The 15697-nt window shown below is 68.9% G+C and carries 12 protein-coding genes; 4 read left to right on the forward strand and 8 right to left on the reverse strand.

The features are described from left to right. Position 1: 1 nt before the first annotated feature. A complete protein-coding gene (locus ACEN9H_RS14225) occupies positions 2–982 on the forward strand; it encodes a glycoside hydrolase family 43 protein (RefSeq protein ID WP_413340422.1) in 981 nt (326 codons plus the stop codon). On the opposite strand, the gene kefC is transcribed toward ACEN9H_RS14225, so the two are convergent. Both kefC and ACEN9H_RS14235 read right to left on the reverse strand, forming a co-directional pair. Further along, the gene (gene kefC / locus ACEN9H_RS14230) at positions 979–2787 is read right to left on the reverse strand and encodes a glutathione-regulated potassium-efflux system protein KefC (protein WP_413340420.1); all 1809 of its coding nucleotides are present in this window, start codon (positions 2785–2787) and stop codon (positions 979–981) included. The two genes, ACEN9H_RS14225 and kefC, sit on opposite strands and share 4 nt — an antisense overlap. Then, positions 2777–3373, reverse strand: a complete 597-nt coding sequence (locus ACEN9H_RS14235) for an NAD(P)H-dependent oxidoreductase (RefSeq protein ID WP_413340419.1) — start codon at positions 3371–3373, stop codon at positions 2777–2779. The genes kefC and ACEN9H_RS14235 overlap by 11 nt, the downstream gene beginning before the upstream one ends. 157 nt (positions 3374–3530) lie before the next feature. On the opposite strand from ACEN9H_RS14235, the gene ACEN9H_RS14240 reads away from it, so the two are divergent. Beyond that, positions 3531–3836 carry a hypothetical protein gene (locus tag ACEN9H_RS14240; RefSeq protein ID WP_160410411.1) on the forward strand — a complete coding sequence of 102 codons (306 nt, stop codon included), beginning with the start codon at positions 3531–3533 and terminating at the stop codon, positions 3834–3836. Positions 3837–3932: 96 nt separating this feature from the next. On the opposite strand, the gene lpdA is transcribed toward ACEN9H_RS14240, so the two are convergent. Genes lpdA through ACEN9H_RS14260 form a run of 4 tightly spaced genes read right to left on the reverse strand, consistent with a single transcriptional unit; the run spans position 3933 to position 8925 of the window. After that, entirely contained in the window at positions 3933–5336 is a 1404-nt protein-coding gene (lpdA, locus tag ACEN9H_RS14245; protein ID WP_413675285.1) for a dihydrolipoyl dehydrogenase, read from the reverse strand. Positions 5337–5340: 4 nt separating this feature from the next. After that, a complete protein-coding gene (locus ACEN9H_RS14250) occupies positions 5341–6648 on the reverse strand; it encodes a dihydrolipoamide acetyltransferase family protein (RefSeq protein ID WP_413675286.1) in 1308 nt (435 codons plus the stop codon). Further along, a complete protein-coding gene (locus tag ACEN9H_RS14255) occupies positions 6648–7691 on the reverse strand; it encodes an alpha-ketoacid dehydrogenase subunit beta (RefSeq protein ID WP_413675287.1) in 1044 nt (347 codons plus the stop codon). The genes ACEN9H_RS14250 and ACEN9H_RS14255 overlap by 1 nt, the downstream gene beginning before the upstream one ends. A gap of 1 nt (position 7692) precedes the next feature. After that, positions 7693–8925: a 3-methyl-2-oxobutanoate dehydrogenase (2-methylpropanoyl-transferring) subunit alpha gene (locus tag ACEN9H_RS14260; RefSeq protein WP_413675288.1), complete on the reverse strand. Its 1233-nt coding sequence runs from the start codon at positions 8923–8925 to the stop codon at positions 7693–7695. A gap of 276 nt (positions 8926–9201) precedes the next feature. On the opposite strand from ACEN9H_RS14260, the gene ACEN9H_RS14265 reads away from it, so the two are divergent. Continuing rightward, the gene (locus ACEN9H_RS14265) at positions 9202–12417 is read left to right on the forward strand and encodes a PAS domain S-box protein (protein ID WP_413675289.1); all 3216 of its coding nucleotides are present in this window, start codon (positions 9202–9204) and stop codon (positions 12415–12417) included. Here the strand turns inward: ACEN9H_RS14265 and ACEN9H_RS14270 are convergent. After that, a complete protein-coding gene (locus ACEN9H_RS14270; protein WP_413675290.1) occupies positions 12369–13358 on the reverse strand; it encodes an alpha/beta fold hydrolase in 990 nt (329 codons plus the stop codon). The two genes, ACEN9H_RS14265 and ACEN9H_RS14270, sit on opposite strands and share 49 nt — an antisense overlap. A gap of 70 nt (positions 13359–13428) precedes the next feature. Further along, a complete protein-coding gene (locus ACEN9H_RS14275; RefSeq protein ID WP_413675291.1) occupies positions 13429–14901 on the reverse strand; it encodes a flavin-containing monooxygenase in 1473 nt (490 codons plus the stop codon). Positions 14902–14985: 84 nt separating this feature from the next. Between ACEN9H_RS14275 and ACEN9H_RS14280 the strand changes: the two genes are divergently transcribed. Then, the gene (locus ACEN9H_RS14280) at positions 14986–15624 is read left to right on the forward strand and encodes a TetR/AcrR family transcriptional regulator (RefSeq protein WP_413675292.1); all 639 of its coding nucleotides are present in this window, start codon (positions 14986–14988) and stop codon (positions 15622–15624) included. Positions 15625–15697: the final 73 nt, after the last annotated feature.

Raw genomic sequence — 15697 nt, forward strand, 5'->3', positions numbered from 1 at the left:
CATGGCGAAGACGTATCGCAACCCGGTCTACCCGGACGTGTTCGCGGACCCGTTCGTGCTGCGCCACGACGGCGTGTATTACGCGTACGGCACGGCGCCGGGCGGCGCGGACGGGCGCCAGGTGCCGGTGCTGCGCTCGACGGATCTCGTCGAATGGGAACCGCTGGCCCACGCGCTGCTGCCGATCGGCGAGGCGCACTACTGGGCGCCGGAAGTCGCGAGCCACGGTGGCCGCTTCTACATGTACTACTCGGCCGGGTCGGCGCCGGAAGGCACGGACCAGAAGCTGCGCGTGGCCGTCGCCGACCACCCGGCCGGCCCGTTCGTCGACAGCGGCAAGCTGCTCGTGCCCGATCGACCGTTCGCCATCGACGCGCATCCGTTCCGTGCGGAGGACGGGCAGTGGTATCTGTTCTACTGCGCCGATTTCCTGGAACTGGAAGGCGGGTACCGCGTCGGCACGGGCATCGTCGTCGACCGGCTCGTCGACATGACGACGCTGGCGGGCGAACCGCGCGTCGTGGTCCGTCCGCACGAGGACTGGCACGTGTTCCGCAAGGGCCGCACGATGTACGGGGCCGTGTACGACTGGCACACGGTGGAGGGCGCGGCCGTGCTGCAGCACGACGGCCGCTACTATTGTTTCTACAGCGGCGGCGCGTGGGAGCGCGACAATTATGGCGTCAGCTGGGTCGTGGCGGACGATCCGCTCGGGCCGTACACGCGGCCGGAAGGCGGGCACGAAGCGCTGCTCATGCGTACGCCGAAAGGCGGGGACCTGCTGGGGCCGGGGCACAATTCGTTCACCACCGGGCCGGACGGCACGTCCACATGGATCGTGTACCACGCGTGGGACCTCGCGCAGACGGCGCGGCGCATGTGCATCGACCGGATCGACTGGGTGGACGGGAAGCCGTCCACGCCGGGGCCGACGTGGACGGACCAGCCGGCGCCGCAGGATGATGACGCGTCACGCGCTTAGTCCCAGTCGCTGCCGGTCTCCTCGTCGAACGCCTTGCGGTCGCGCGAAATCATGGCCTCGAGTTCCTCGCGCGCCTGCTTGGCCATCGACACGAACGTCTCGCGGTCCTTGTAATACGGATACACCGCATCGAGCGTCTGCTTGTTGTAGCGCCTGAATTTCAGCGCGGCCTGCCGCGTGGCGTACGCGCTCTGGCCCAGGCCCGCCGTCATCACGGAGCGGCCCAGCCGCAGCGCCGCTTCAAAGGTCTCGCGCTCGATCAGTTCCACGCCCCGGTCCATCAGCTGGTAGTAGTGCGTGACGTTGCGGGCGCGCGCGAACACGGGCAGGTCCGGATACTCGCGCCGCACGGCGTCCACGAGCTTCAGGCTGTCCTCGATGTCGTCGATGGCGACGACGACGGCTCTGGCCTTCGGCGCACCCGCGGCGCGCAGCAGGTCGGGCCGGGTCGCGTCGCCATAGAACACCTTGAAGCCGAAGTGGCGCAGCACCTCGATCTGGTCCGGGTCGTGGTCCAGCACCGTCAGGCGCACGTTGTTCGCGTGCAGGAAGCGGCCCACGATCTGGCCGAAGCGGCCGAAGCCCGCGACGATCACGTGGTCCTCGTTCGGCTCGATGCGGTCGGCCTTGCGCTTGCCGCCGCGGCCCTCGCGGCCGGCCGACAGGCGGTCGTAGGCCATCAGCGCGAGCGGCGTCACGACCATCGACAGCGCGACGACGACGACGAGGATGTTCGCCACGTCCGGCGAGAACACCTTTGCCGTCGCGGCCGCGCCGAACACGACGAACGCGAATTCGCCGCCCTGCGCGAGCAGAAGGGAAAACTGCAGGTGTTGGCCGCGCGCGATCTTCAGCCCGCGCGACAGGCCGTACAGCACGGCGATCTTGATGACCAGGAAGCCGGCGACGAGGCCCAGCACGAGGCCAGGCTGCGCGAGGAACACGGCGAAGTCGACGGACATGCCGACCGCGATGAAAAAGAGGCCGAGCAGCAGGCCCTTGAACGGTTCCAGGTCGGTCTCGAGCGCGTGGCGATATTCCGAGTCGGCCAGCAGCACGCCGGCCATGAAGGCGCCGAGGGCCATCGACATGCCCACCCACTGCATCAGCAGCGAGATCGCGATCACGAGCAGCAGCGCGAACGCGGTGAAGATTTCGCGGGCATCCGTCTTGGCGATGATGCGCAGCACGGGCCGGAGCAGGAAACGGCCCGCGACGACAAGACCCGCGAGCACGCCCGCGACCTTCAGCGCCGCGATCCACGCATTCCCGCCGCCACCGGCGGATTCCGGCACGCCCAGTAAAGGCACGATGGCGATCATCGGGATCGCGGCGATGTCCTGGAACAGCAGGATCGCGAAGCCGGCCTGGCCGGCCGGTGTCGGCATCAGGTTGCGTTCTTCCAGCGAGGCGAGGGCGATCGCGGTCGACGACAGCGACAGGCCCAGGCCCGCGATCAGCGCGATCTTCCAGTCGATGCCGGCCAATAGCGCGGCGCCGAACAGGCCGGCCGCGACCCCGAGCACCTGCGCGCCGCCCCAGCCGAAGATCGGCCGGCGCAGCGCCCACAGGCGGCTTGGTTCCAGCTCCAGGCCAATCAGGAACAGCAGGAGCACGACGCCGAATTCGGCGAAGTGCAGCGCGTCCTCGCCATCGGCGACGAAGCGCAGGCCGAACGGGCCGATGAGGATCCCGGCGACGAGATAGCCCAGCACGGCGCCCATGCCGAGACGCTTCGCGAGCGGGACGACCAGTACGGCGGCGCCGAGGTAGACGACCGCGTTTTGCAGCAGCTTATCTTCCATGACTTGCTCCATGCGGGCGCTCCCCCGATGTGGCCGCCAGCCCCGCATAGCCTTCGAGACGATGGCGGAATTCGCCAGCGAACGCGTCGATCGCTTCCGGCGTCGCCTGTGCGGCGCCGTGCATGACGAGCGGCGCGATCCAGTCCATGCCGCACAGGGCGGCCGTCGCTTCGTACGGCGCGAGGAAGTCGGCGAACGGCCGGCCGTGCAGGCCGCCGGGCTGGTAGGCGTCCGGACCGCTGCCCGTCGTCGTCACGAGCCAGAAGCTTTTCCCGCGCAGCGCGCACTCGCCCGTGTGGGCGTAATCGTTATAGGCCCAGCCGGGCTGCAGCACGACGTCCATCCATTCCTTGACGATGGACGGCATGCCATACCAGCGGAACGGGTGCAGGAACACGAGCAGGTGGGCGGCACGCAGCCGCTCGCGCTCCTGCTCGCCGTCGATATCGAAATCGGGATAGCGTTGGTACAGGTCGCACAGCTCGACGCCGGGCAGCGCCCGTGCCGTCTCGGCGAGGCGGCGGTGGACGGGCGAGCGGTGCGGCGCCGGGTGGGCGTAGATCACCAGGATGTTCGGTTCGTTCATTCGTCATTCATCAATTGCAACATCGTTTTATAGCATACAAGACATGCCTTGCGTCATTCTCGCCCGACATGTCCTACAAGCCAGCCGGGCGCGTGCCTATAGGCGGCGGCTACGGGAGGATTAAGATGATCGTCAACGCGAACGAATGGAGAATCCCATGTCCATGCAGAGCGAAGGCAACAACGCCAAGGGGCGCAACTACGATCAGGTGACGAAGGACGGCACGAGTTCGGCAGGTACGCTTGGGGTCGGCGGTACCGGCACGAATGCCCAGTCGGATACCGGCCGCAACCTGCAAAAAGGCAGGGCGGACGATTTGCTGAGCAATGATGCTGAACGCGACAGCGAAGGCTTCGTCGGCGAGGAAGCGGGTGAGTTGCAGACCGGACTCGGCGGTATCGGCAGCCTGAGTACCGGCAACGCGGGCAGCCGCCAGTCGGACGACGACAAGGCGCCGGAGTAAGGCCCGGCGGGTCCGGGATCGGGGGCGTGCCAGCGGTCTGGTGCGCGGTACGGGCGGAGGGCGTCGGGGGCGGCGCCGCTTCGCCCGTGCGTTTTTTTAGATATGCAGCGCGTGGCCCAGCGCGCGCAGCGCCGCTTCCTGCACGGCCTCGCCCAGCGTCGGATGGGCGTGGATCGCGCCCGCGACATCCTCCAGCTGCGCGCCCATCTCGATCGATTGCACGAACGCCGTCGACAGTTCCGACACCGCACCGCCGACGGCCTGCCAGCCGACGATCACGTGATTGTCCTTGCGGGCGACCACGCGTACGAAGCCGTCCGTGGACTCCAACGTCATCGCCCGGCCGTTGGCGGCGAACGGGAAGCTCGCGTCGATGCAATCGAGGCCCAGCGCAGCCGCTTCCTGCGGCGTCATGCCCACGACGACCACTTCCGGGTCCGTGAAGCAGACGGCGGGAATCGCGCTCGGTGTGAAATGGCGGCGCTTGCCCGCGATGATCTCGGCCACCATCTCGCCCTGGGCCATCGCGCGGTGCGCCAGCATCGGCTCGCCCGTGAGGTCGCCGATGGCCCACACGTTGCGCATCGACGTGCGGCACTGGTTGTCGATGCGGACGTAGCGCCCGTTCATGTCGAGCAGCAGGCTCTCCAGCCCGTAGCCTTCCGGGCGCGGCCGGCGGCCGACGGCGACGAGCACGCGGTCCGCGTCCAGCACGACCTCGTCGCCGCCGCCGTTCTTCATGCGGATGCCTCGGCAGCCGTCGCTGAGGCCATTCTTTGCCAAGCCCAGCACGCTCGATTCCAGGTGGAGGTCGATGCCCAGCCGCTTCAGGCTTGCCCCGACGGGTTCCACGAGTTCGTCGTCGTAGGCGGGCAGCACGCGGCCGGCCGCTTCCACGACCGTCACCCGCGCGCCCAGCTTGCGGTAGGCGATGCCCAGTTCCAGGCCGATGTAACCGGCGCCGACGACGACCAGGTGTGCCGGCAGCGTCTCGGGGGCCAGCGCTTGCGTCGACGACACGACGTTGCCGCCGAACGGCATGGACGGCAGTTCGGCGGGCACGGAGCCGGTCGCGAGCAGCAGGTGTTCGCAGCGGATCCGCAGGTCGCCCACCTCGACCGTCTTGCCGTCCAGGATGCGCGCCCAGCCTTGCACGACCTTCACGCCGTTCTTCTTCAGCAGCGCGCCGACGCCGCCGGTCAGGCGCTTGACGATGCCGTCCTTCCACGCGACCGTTTGCGCGACGTCGATGGTCGGCGCGCCCGTGCGGATGCCGAGCGGCGACGCGCCGGCGTAGCTGGCGGCCTGGTGGAACGCGTCCGCCGCGTGGATCAGCGCCTTGGACGGGATACAGCCGATGTTCAGGCACGTGCCGCCCAGGTCCGCGCCTTCGACGAGCACGGTCGGGATGCCCAGCTGGCCGGCGCGGATCGCCGCGACGTAGCCGCCCGGGCCGCCGCCGATGACGAGGAGGGTGGTGTTCTCTGTCTTGACCGTCATGCGCTCACTCCACGAACAGGGTGGCCGGCGACTCGAGATACGAGCGCACGGCCTGGATGAATTCCGCCGCCACCATGCCGTCGATGACGCGGTGGTCGAACGACGACGACAGGTTCATCAGCTTGCGCGCCACCGTGCCGCCGTTGCGGATGACGGGCCGGTCGACGATGCGGTTCACGCCCACGATCGCGACTTCCGGGTGGTTGATGACGGGCGTGCTGGCGATGCCGCCCAGCGCGCCGAGGCTCGTGAGCGTGATCGTCGAGCCGGACAACTCGTCGCGCGCCGCCTTGCCATGGCGCGCCGCATCCGCCAGCCGGGCGATTTCCGCCGCGCTGGACCACGGATCGCGCGCTTCCGCATGGCGCACGACGGGCACCATCAGGCCGGCATCCGTCTGCGTCGCGATGCCCATGTGGACGGGCGCGTAGCGCGTCACCACGTTCGCCTGGTCGTCGTAGCGGGCGTTCACGTCGGGGAAGCGGCGAAGGGCGAGGACGACGGCGCGCATCAGCAGCGGCAGCAGGGTGAGCTTGCCCCGTTCTTCGCCGTAGCGCGCATTCAGCTGGCCGCGCAGCGCTTCCAGTTCGGTCACGTCGACTTCCTCGACGTACGTGAAATGCGGGATCTGGCGCTTCGCCAGCTGCATCTTCTCCGCGATCTTGCGGCGCAGGCCGATCACGGGGACGGCTTCCTCGCCTTCCAGTTGCGCATAACGCCCGTCCGCGCCCGCAGCGCGGCCGCGACCCGCCACATGCGCATCGAGGTCCGCGTGCGTGATGCGGCCCGCGGGACCGCTGCCGGCCACGTATTGCAGCTCGATGCCCAGGTCCCACGCGCGCTTGCGCACGGCCGGCGCGGCCAGCGGTTTTTCGCCCGCCGCGCGTAACGCCGGCGCAGGCGCAGGCGCACGCGCGGGTGCGGGACGCGGCGGCGGCGGGGCGACCGCCGGCGCCGCCTGCGCGACGCTCGCCGCGGCCTCCGCCACGCGCGGCGGCTCCGGCACGAAGCCGTGCGGGACCTCCGCGGGTTCGTCGGCCGCCGGCGGTGCCGCCTGCGCATTCCCCGCACCTTCCACTTCCAGCCGGATCAGCTCCGCACCGACCGCCAGCGATTCCCCGACCTTGCCGCCGAGAGCAATCACGGTCCCGTGCACCGGCGACGGAATCTCCACCGTCGCCTTGTCCGTCATGACGTCGGCCAGGACCTGGTCTTCGACGATCGCGTCGCCCGGCTGCACGCGCCAGGCGACGACTTCCACTTCCGCGATGCCTTCGCCCAGGTCCGGCATCTTGATCACATGCTGTCCCATCACGCCTCCATCGCTCGTTTGAATGCCGCGCCCACGCGGTCCGGTCCCGGGAAATACGCCCATTCCTGCGCATGCGGGTAAGGCGTGTCCCAGCCCGTCACGCGCTCGATGGGTGCTTCCAGGTGGTAGAAGCAGTGTTCCTGCACGATGGCCGCGAGTTCCGCGCCGAAGCCACTCGTACGGGTCGCTTCGTGGACGACGACGCAACGGCCCGTCTTGCTGACGGATGCGATGACCGTCTCCAGGTCCAGCGGCCACAGGGTGCGCAAGTCGATGATCTCGGCGTCGATGCCCGTCTCGTTCGCGGCCGCCTCGGACACCCACACCATCGTGCCGTAGGTGAGCACGGTAAGGTCGCTCCCTTCGCGGAACACGGCGGCCTTGTCCAGCGGGACCGTGTAATAGCCTTCCGGGACTTCGCCCTTCGGGTGCTTGGCCCAGGAGACGACGGGGCGGTCGTGGTGGCCGTCGAACGGGCCGTTGTACAGCCGCTTCGGCTCCAGGAAGATGACGGGGTCGTCGTTCTCGATCGCGGCGATCAACAGGCCTTTCGCGTCGTACGGATTCGACGGCATCACCGTGCGCAGCCCGCACACGTGCGTGAAGAACGCTTCCGGGCTCTGGCTGTGCGTCTGGCCGCCGTAGATGCCGCCGCCGCAGGGCATGCGGATCGTCAGCGGCGCGGTGAAATCGCCGGCGGAGCGGTAGCGCAGGCGCGCCGCTTCCGACACGATCTGGTCGGTCGCGGGATAGAAATAGTCGGCGAACTGGATCTCGACGACGGGACGCAGGCCGTACGCCGCCATGCCCACCGCCGTGCCGACGATGCCGCCTTCCGAGATCGGCGCGTCGAAGCAGCGCTGCTTGCCGTATTTCGCCTGCAGGCCGTCGGTCACGCGGAACACGCCGCCGAAATAGCCCACGTCCTGGCCGTAGATGACGACGTTGTCGTCGCGCCCGAGCATGACGTCCATGGCCGAACGGAGCGCCTGGATCATCGTCATCGGGGTGGTCTTGATGTCGTTGTCGATGTCGCGCTTCATGTCACACCCCCAGTTGCTGGCGTTGACGGCGCAGGTGTTCGGGCATCTCCTTGTAGACGTCCTCGAACATCGACGCGGCGCTCGGCACGCGGCCGTCGATCAGCGTGCCGTGGCGTTCCGCTTCCTTTTGCGCGGCCAGCACCTCGGCTTCCAGTTCGGCCTGCAGCGCCTCGTGTTCCGCGTCCGACCACCAGCCTTTGCCGATCAGGTGGCGGCGCAGGCGGCCGATCGGGTCGCCCAGCGGGAAGTAGGTCCATTCGTCGGCGGGCCGGTAGCGCGACGGGTCGTCCGACGTCGAGTGCGGCCCGGCGCGGTACGTCACCCATTCGATCAGCGTGGGTCCCAGATTGGAGCGCGCGCGCTCCGCCGCCCAGCACGACGCGGCATACACGGCCAGGAAATCGTTGCCGTCCACCCGCAGGGACGCGATCCCTGCGCCGACGCCCCGGGCGGCGAAGCTGACGCTCTCGCCGCCCGCGATGGCCTGGAACGTGGAGATCGCCCACTGGTTGTTGACGACGTTCAGGATCACGGGCGCCTGGTACACGTGCGCGAACGTGAGGCCCGTGTGGAAATCGCTTTCCGCCGTGGCGCCGTCGCCGATCCAGCCGGACGCGATCTTCGTGTCGCCCTTGATCGCGGAGGCCATCGCCCAGCCGACCGCCTGCGGGATCTGCGTGGCGAGGTTGCCCGAGATCGTGAAGAAGCCCTTGTTCTTCACGGAATACATCACCGGAAGCTGGCGGCCCTTCAGCGGGTCCGCTTCGTTCGACAGCAGCTGGCACACCATGTCCACGAGCGGATACTCGCGCGCCATCAGCAGGCTTTGCTGGCGGTAGGTGGGGAAGCACATGTCGCCATCCCTCAGGGCGAGCGCATGGGCGCTGCCGATGGCTTCCTCGCCGAGCGAGGTCATGTAGAACGACAGCTTCTTCTGGCGCTGGGCGATCACCATGCGCGCGTCGAAGATACGGGTCTTCATCATCGTTCTCAGGCCGAAGCGCAAGGTGTCGCGGTCGAGGCCCGGATCCCACGGCCCGACGGCATTGCCGTCGTCGTCCAGCACGCGGATCATGCCGGCGGCGAGTGCCGCCGTGTCCTGGTAGCGGACGTCGACGGGCGGCCGCGGCGTGTCGCCGGCCTGGTGGATGTCGAGGTAAGAAAAATCGGTCTTGCAACCCGGGCGGCCGGTAGGCTCCGGGACGTGCAGCGACAGAGGTGTACTCTGGCTCATAAACGCTGTCCCCCTTGGTAAGGTGTGTGTGCGGCAGCAACATATTAATTCCGGAAAGACGGCGCACGGGTGCTTTCGCCGGGAATTTTCGTGCTGCCCTGCAGCATGCCGGTGCGAGATCGCCGCGCGCGCGGCCGCCGCATCTGGCCCGCACCTTAGCATGCGGTGCAGCGAACGGGGGGCGATCCGGACAAGGTCGCCAATCGTGTGGCCGCACGATTGCATACGCGCTTAAAATCGCGGACTTCTCAATCATCCAGCGGGCAGATCCACACGATGTTGACTCAGGCGGCTCCGGTCAGGACCTTCGGCGCGGGCGGCGGCCTGCTGGGCGGAATCATCGACGACTACGACTGGGGCGGCACGAGCCTCGGCCCCATCTGCCGCTGGCCGGACGTCGTACGGACGACCGTCGAACTGATCCTGCGCTCGCCCGTGCCGATCGTCACGTTATGGGGCGAGGACGGCGTCATGATCTACAACGACGCCTATTCCGGCTTCGCGGGCGGGCGCCATCCGCGCCTGCTCGGCTCCAGGGTGCGCGAAGGCTGGCCCGAAGTGGCCGACTTCAACGACAACGTGATGAAAGTCGGGCTGGCCGGCGGCACGCTGTCGTACCGCGACCAGGAACTGACCCTGCACCGCAGCGGCAAGCCCGAGCCGGTGTGGATGAATCTCGACTACTCGCCGATCGTCGACGCGGCCGGCGCCGTCGTCGGCGTGATCGCCATCGTCGTCGAGACGACGGCCAAGGTGCGCGCCGAGCGCTGGCTGAGCGGAGAACACGGCCGCCTGCAGACCATGTTCGAGCAGGCGCCCGGCTTCATGGCCCAGCTGGCGGGCGCCGACCATGTGATCCAGTCCGCGAACGCCGCCTACCGCGCGCTCGCCGGCCAGCGCGACCTGCTCGGCAAGCCGCTGCGCGAGGCTTTGCCGGAGACGGTGCCCCAGGGCGTGATCGCGATCCTCGACCAGGTCTACCTCTCCGGCACGACCTACACCGCGACCGCGAGCCCGCTGTGGCTGGCGGGCAGCGATGGCGAACGGCGCCTGCACTATGTCGATTTCGTCTACCAGCCCGTCAAGCGCGAGGACGGCGCCGTGTTCGGTATCTTCGTGCAGGGCGGCGACGTCACGGTGCGCGTCGAGGCCGAGCGGGCATTGCGCGAGAGCGAGGAAAAATTCCGTACATTCGCCGAGGCGATGCCGAACCAGGTGTGGACAGCGACGCGGGACGGCAAGCTCGATTGGTTCAATACGCACGTGTACGCGTACAGCGGCCGCGATCACGACACCCTGGCCGGCAGCGCGTGGACGGCCACCGTCCATCCCGACGACCTGCCGGGCGCGCAGGAGCGCTGGGCCGTCGCCGTGGCGTCGGGCGCGCCGTACGACGCCGAATTCCGCCTGCGTGGGGCGGACGGCACGTACCGCTGGCATCTGTCGCGCGCCGTCGCGCTGCGCGACGGGGACGGCAACGTGGCCCGCTGGATCGGCACCAGCATCGACATCGAAGACCAGAAGGTCATCGCGCACCGCCTCGCCGCGCTGAACACGGACCTGGAATCGACGGTCGCGCGGCGCACGGCGGAGCGCGACCGGATGTGGCGCCTGTCGCGCGACGTCATGCTCGTCGCGTCATTCGACGGCAGCGTCGAAGCCGTCAGTCCGTCGTTCGGATCGCTGCTCGGCTGGACCGAGCACGACATCGTCGGCAAGAACTTCCTGCAGCTCGTGCACCCGGACGACCAGGCCGCGACGATGGCCCAGATGGCGTCGCTGGGCGAGGGCCACTACGTCTATAAATTCGAGAACCGCTACCGGCGCAAGGACGGCAGCTATTGCCTGCTGTCGTGGACCGCGGCGCCGGACGCCGATTTCATCCACGCGATCGGCCGCGACATCACGGCCGACCGCGAACAGGCGGAGCAGATCCGCCGCACGGAACTGGCGCTGCAGCAGTCGCAGAAGATGGAGACGATCGGCAAGCTGACGGGCGGCGTGGCGCACGATTTCAACAACCTCCTGCAGATCATCTCGGGCAACCTGCAGCTGCTGGAAATGAACACGGGGAGCGCGGAGGTCCAACGCTGGATCGGCAATGCGCGCTCCGCGGTCGGGAAGGGCGCGAAGCTGGCGAGCTACCTGCTCGCGTTCGGCCGCCGCCAGCCGCTGGAACCGAAGGTGGTCAAGATCGGCCGCGTGGTGACGGGCATGGAAGACATGCTGCGCCGTGCGCTCGGCGAAGAGATCGAGGTGGAGCTCGCGATCTCGGGTGGATTGTGGAACACGGCGGTCGACGTGGCGCAGGTCGAGAACGCGATCCTCAACCTTGCCATCAATGCGCGCGACGCCATGTCCGGCGCGGGCAAGCTGACCATCGAGGCGCACAACGCCATCCTCGACGATTTGTACTGCCGCACGCACGGCGACGTGGCGCCGGGCCAGTACGTGATGCTGGCCGTGACGGACACGGGCAGCGGCATGACGCCGGACGTGCTGCGCCAGGCGTTCGAGCCGTTCTTCTCGACGAAGGCAGAGGGTAAAGGTTCCGGCCTCGGCCTGTCGATGGTGTATGGCTTCGTCAAGCAGTCCGGCGGCCACGTCAAGATCTACAGCGAGCCGGGGCAGGGCACGACGGTGAAGCTGTATCTGCCGCGCACGACGGCGGCCGAGGAACCCCTGGGCCCTATGGATCCGCACCAGCCGGCCGTCGGCGGCACCGAGACGATCCTCGTCGCGGAAGACGACGAAGCCGTGCGCACGACCGTCGTCGAGATGCTGACCCAGCTCGGCTACCGCGTGCTGAAGGCGGCCGACGCGGCCAGCGCGCTCGCGGTGGTGGAATCCGGCGTGCCGATCGACGTGCTGTTCACCGACGTCGTCATGCCCGGCACCCTGCGCAGCCCGGACCTCGCCCGTATGGCGCGCGAACGGCTGCCGAACCTCGCCGTGCTGTTCACGTCCGGGTACACGGAAAACTCGATCGTGCACGGCGGCCGCCTCGACCCCGGCGTGGAACTGCTGGGCAAGCCGTACACGCGCGAAAGCCTGGCGCGCCGCATCCGCCAGGTGCTCGCGAACCAGCGCAACCGCGTCCACGTGGACAGCGCGCCGCCCGCCGCGACTTCGGCCGGGCGCGCGCCCGACCCGGGCCGCCTGCGCATCGTGCTGGTGGAAGACGAGGACGAGATCCGCGACTCGACCGCGGCGCTGCTGCGCCACCTGGGCCACGAGGTGCTGGAAGCCGTCGATGCGGAGCAGGCGCTCGGGCTCATGTCGTCCGCGTCGGATGTGCTGATCACGGACGTACTGTTGCCCGGCATGTCCGGCGACCTGCTGGCCGCCCAGGCCCGCACCCTGGCGCCCGGCATCCGCATCGTGTTCGCAACGGGGAAGGGGGAAGTCAACAACTGGCCGGATGCCGTCGTGCTACGCAAGCCCTACGACCTGGCCGCGTTGACGGCGGCGCTGGCGGACAGCGTCGCCTGAGCCGCGGCCGCGTCGATGAACGCGGCCGTCGCCTCCGGATTCGTGATGGGCAGCATGTGGCCGCCCTCGATCAGTTCCAGCCGCGCTCCACGCACCTTGTCCGCGAGCGCCTGGCCGTGCGCCCGCCAGTCGAGGATGCGGTCGTCCTTGCCGTACAGGATGCTGACGGGGACCTGCAGTTCGCCGTAGCGCGTCTCCTGTGCCGGCAGGCAGTCGGGGAGCGCGCGCAGGTCGTCGGACGCGGCCAGGAAGGCACTGGGGCGCAGGCCGAGCAGCCCGCCGCCGTGCGTCGCGAAATCCGCCGGCACGGCTTCCGGGCCGAACACCTGGCCCAGGGCCACGCGGCTGTTCCGGATCGCCGCGGGAATCGCGAGGGTCCATGCGGCGATCTTGCGCCAGGTCGGCGACACGATCGTCAGGCCCTCGAACACCGGCGGCACGTGTTCCTGCATGTGCGTCAGCGGTGCGACCAGCGCGAGGCCGCCGACGCGGTGCGGATGCCGCAGCGCGAGCGCGAGGGCGAGTGCGCCGCCCAGCGAATGGCCCACGACGAGCGGACGCTCCAGTTTCAATTGTTCGATCAGCGCGGCGAGCATGGCGGCCTGCGTGTCCAGGTCCGCCGGCGTGCCGGGCGCGCGCGTGGAAAAGCCGGAGCCGGCGCGGTCGACGGCGATCATGCGGTAGCGCCCGGCCAGCCGGCCAGTCACGCCGTACGTGTAGTGCGCGAGCTGGCCCGCGAGGCCGTGCACGAGGAGCAGCGGGGGCAGGTCCGGACCGCCGCCGTCGAATTCCTGGATGTGCAGGCGCGCGCCGGGCACGTCGACGAAGCGGCCCTGCGGCGGCAGCACGGCTTCGACCTTGCGCGCGGTCCACAGCGTGAACACAAAGGCCACGAACACTGGCAACGCGAGGACGGCGAGGAGTATCGGCACGAGAGTCATCGTTCGATCGCTTTCTTGAGTAGGTTCCGGGAAAGGGGGGCAGGCGTTCCGGCAGCGCGGTCGCGCAGGTTCAAGGCAAGGCGCCTTTGCGGCCGAAACGCAGGACGCCGTCCGCGATGCGGCCGTAGCGGATCGTCAGCATGTCCTGCACATAGTTCTGGTAGACCTGCCACGGCTTGCGCGAGCCCTGCTGCGGCAGCTCGGCGCGGGCGCGCTGCACATAGCCCGACGTGAAACCGAGGAACGGTTCCGGTTCGACGCCCGGTTCGCGGTGCACGACGGCGACGTCCTGTCCCTTGCGATCCATGTGGCGCAGCAGGCGCACGACCCAGGCGGCCGTCAGGTCGGCCTTCAGCGTCCACGACGCGTTCGTGTACCCGAACGTCATCACGCAGTTCGGCAGGCCGGACACCATCATGCCCTTGTACGACATGGCGTCGTTCGGACGGAACGGCTTGCCGTCCACGGTGATGGCGACGCCGCCCAGCAGCTTGATCCTGAGGCCCGTCGCTAGCACGACGACGTCAGCGGGCAGCAGTTTGCCGGATTCCAGCAGCAGGCCTTCCGGCGTGAAGCGCCGGATGCGGTCCGTCGCCACGCTCGCACGGCCGGTGCGGATCGCGCGGAACAGGTCGCCGTCCGGCACGACGCACACGCGCTGGTCCCACGGCTTGTAGCCGGGCGTGAAATGGGTGTCCACGTCGTAGCCCGGGCCCAGCTGGTGGCGGGCCATCTCGACGATCCTGCGTTTCGCGAGCTCCGGCTTCGACCGCGCGACGCGGTACAGCAGCATGCTCTCGACGATCACGCGCCAGCGCGTCAGCGCGTACGCGGCGCGCGCCGGCAGCCAGCGGCGCAGGCGCTGCGCGAAGCCGTACTCGGACGGGCGGCTCACGACGTAGGTCGGGGAGCGCTGCAGCATCGTCACGTGGGCGGCGTCCCGCGCCCGCGCGGGCACGAGCGTCACGGCCGTGGCGCCGCTGCCGACGACGACCACGCGCCGGCCCCGGTAATCCAGGCCGGCGGGCCAGAACTGCGGCTGCACGATCCGGCCGGCGAACGCGTCCTCGCTGTCGAAGCGAGGGCGGTATGCCTCGTCGTAGCTGTAGTAGCCGCTGCACATGGCCAGGAAGCGGGTGCGCAGCCACACGCGCTGGCCGTCGTGCTCCGCCTCCACCCGCCAGCACGCGTCGATGCTCGACCAGTGCGCGCCGACGACCTTGTGGCCGTAGCGGATGTGGCGGTCGATGCCGTTGTCGCGCGCCGTCTGCGCGATATAGCGCCGGATGGATGGCCCGTCCGCAATCGCCTTGCCTTCAGTCCAGGGTCGAAACGCGTAACCGAGGGTATACATGTCGGAGTCCGAGCGCACGCCGGGATAGCGGAACAGATCCCACGTGCCGCCGAGCGCGGCGCGTGCTTCCAGGATGGCCCAGGTCTTGCCGGTGCAGCCCCGCTGCAGGTGCCAGGCGGCGCCGATGCCGGACAGGCCGGCGCCGACGATGAGGACGTCGAAAAAGGGCGCCGCGGCGGCTTCGGTCATGGCGTGTCTCGTTGTATTTGGAATGCTACTGACACCGTGTATTGTCACATATTGATAAGCAACGTTCTGTGCGAAAATAGAAGGATGCCTCCAGAAACTTCACAACCTGCCCGGCCTTATCGTGGCGTCCCGCAAGACGAACGGCGTGCGCAGCGGCGCGCGCAACTGATCGCGGCGGCCGTCGCCGTGTATGGCGAACGCGGCTACCGCCAGTCGACCGTCAAGGCCGTCTGCGAGGCCGCCGGGCTGACCGAACGTTATTTCTATGAATCCTTCGCGAACAGCGAAGAGTTGTTGATCGCGTCGTTCAACGCCGTCACGTACAGCGTGCTGGGCGAGCTCACGGAAGCGGCCCAGCAGGCCGGCCGCAGCCGGGTCGCGCGGGCCCGTGCGATGCTGCACACGTATTTCGCGGCGCTGCAGCGCGAGCCCCGTTCGGCGCGCGTGTTCCTCGTCGAGATCCGCGGCGTCAGCCGGGCCGTCGACAAGGCGTTCGATGCCGCGCTGCGCGCCATCGGCGAACAGGTCGGGCGCTACGTCGTGCCGCCCGGCGTGCCGGCCGACCCGCTGCTGGAAGCGGGCATCGTCGGCGGCGTGATCCACATCGCGCTGCGCTGGATCGAGGATGGGTACACGCCGGATATCGAGGTCGTTACCGACAGCGCGCTGCAACTGGGCATGGTGCTGGGACGGCCGCCGTTGCGGCGGACTGCGGGCGGCTGACACACCGTCGTTCCCGCGCACGCGGGAACCCATGCCGATGCGCCGAAGTTGTACCGTCAAGCGCCTGCGGTAT

Origin of the sequence: Massilia cellulosiltytica (assembly GCF_047325105.1) — a bacterium.
Taxonomy (GTDB): Bacteria; Pseudomonadota; Gammaproteobacteria; order Burkholderiales; family Burkholderiaceae_D; genus Telluria; species Telluria orientalis.

What these genes read in the sequence shown, in the direction of transcription:
- ACEN9H_RS14260 (WP_413675288.1), bottom strand. Translation starts at nt 8,925, where the DNA reads ATGAGCCAGAGTACACCTCTGTCGCTGCACGTCCCGGAGCCTACCGGC.
- ACEN9H_RS14270 (WP_413675290.1), bottom strand. Translation starts at nt 13,358, where the DNA reads ATGACTCTCGTGCCGATACTCCTCGCCGTCCTCGCGTTGCCAGTGTTC.
- ACEN9H_RS14255 (WP_413675287.1), bottom strand. Translation starts at nt 7,691, where the DNA reads ATGAAGCGCGACATCGACAACGACATCAAGACCACCCCGATGACGATG.
- ACEN9H_RS14275 (WP_413675291.1), bottom strand. Translation starts at nt 14,901, where the DNA reads ATGACCGAAGCCGCCGCGGCGCCCTTTTTCGACGTCCTCATCGTCGGC.
- kefC (WP_413340420.1), bottom strand. Translation starts at nt 2,787, where the DNA reads ATGGAAGATAAGCTGCTGCAAAACGCGGTCGTCTACCTCGGCGCCGCC.
- ACEN9H_RS14225 (WP_413340422.1), top strand. Translation starts at nt 2, where the DNA reads ATGGCGAAGACGTATCGCAACCCGGTCTACCCGGACGTGTTCGCGGAC.
- ACEN9H_RS14265 (WP_413675289.1), top strand. Translation starts at nt 9,202, where the DNA reads ATGTTGACTCAGGCGGCTCCGGTCAGGACCTTCGGCGCGGGCGGCGGC.
- ACEN9H_RS14250 (WP_413675286.1), bottom strand. Translation starts at nt 6,648, where the DNA reads ATGGGACAGCATGTGATCAAGATGCCGGACCTGGGCGAAGGCATCGCG.
- ACEN9H_RS14280 (WP_413675292.1), top strand. Translation starts at nt 14,986, where the DNA reads ATGCCTCCAGAAACTTCACAACCTGCCCGGCCTTATCGTGGCGTCCCG.
- ACEN9H_RS14240 (WP_160410411.1), top strand. Translation starts at nt 3,531, where the DNA reads ATGTCCATGCAGAGCGAAGGCAACAACGCCAAGGGGCGCAACTACGAT.
- ACEN9H_RS14235 (WP_413340419.1), bottom strand. Translation starts at nt 3,373, where the DNA reads ATGAACGAACCGAACATCCTGGTGATCTACGCCCACCCGGCGCCGCAC.
- lpdA (WP_413675285.1), bottom strand. Translation starts at nt 5,336, where the DNA reads ATGACGGTCAAGACAGAGAACACCACCCTCCTCGTCATCGGCGGCGGC.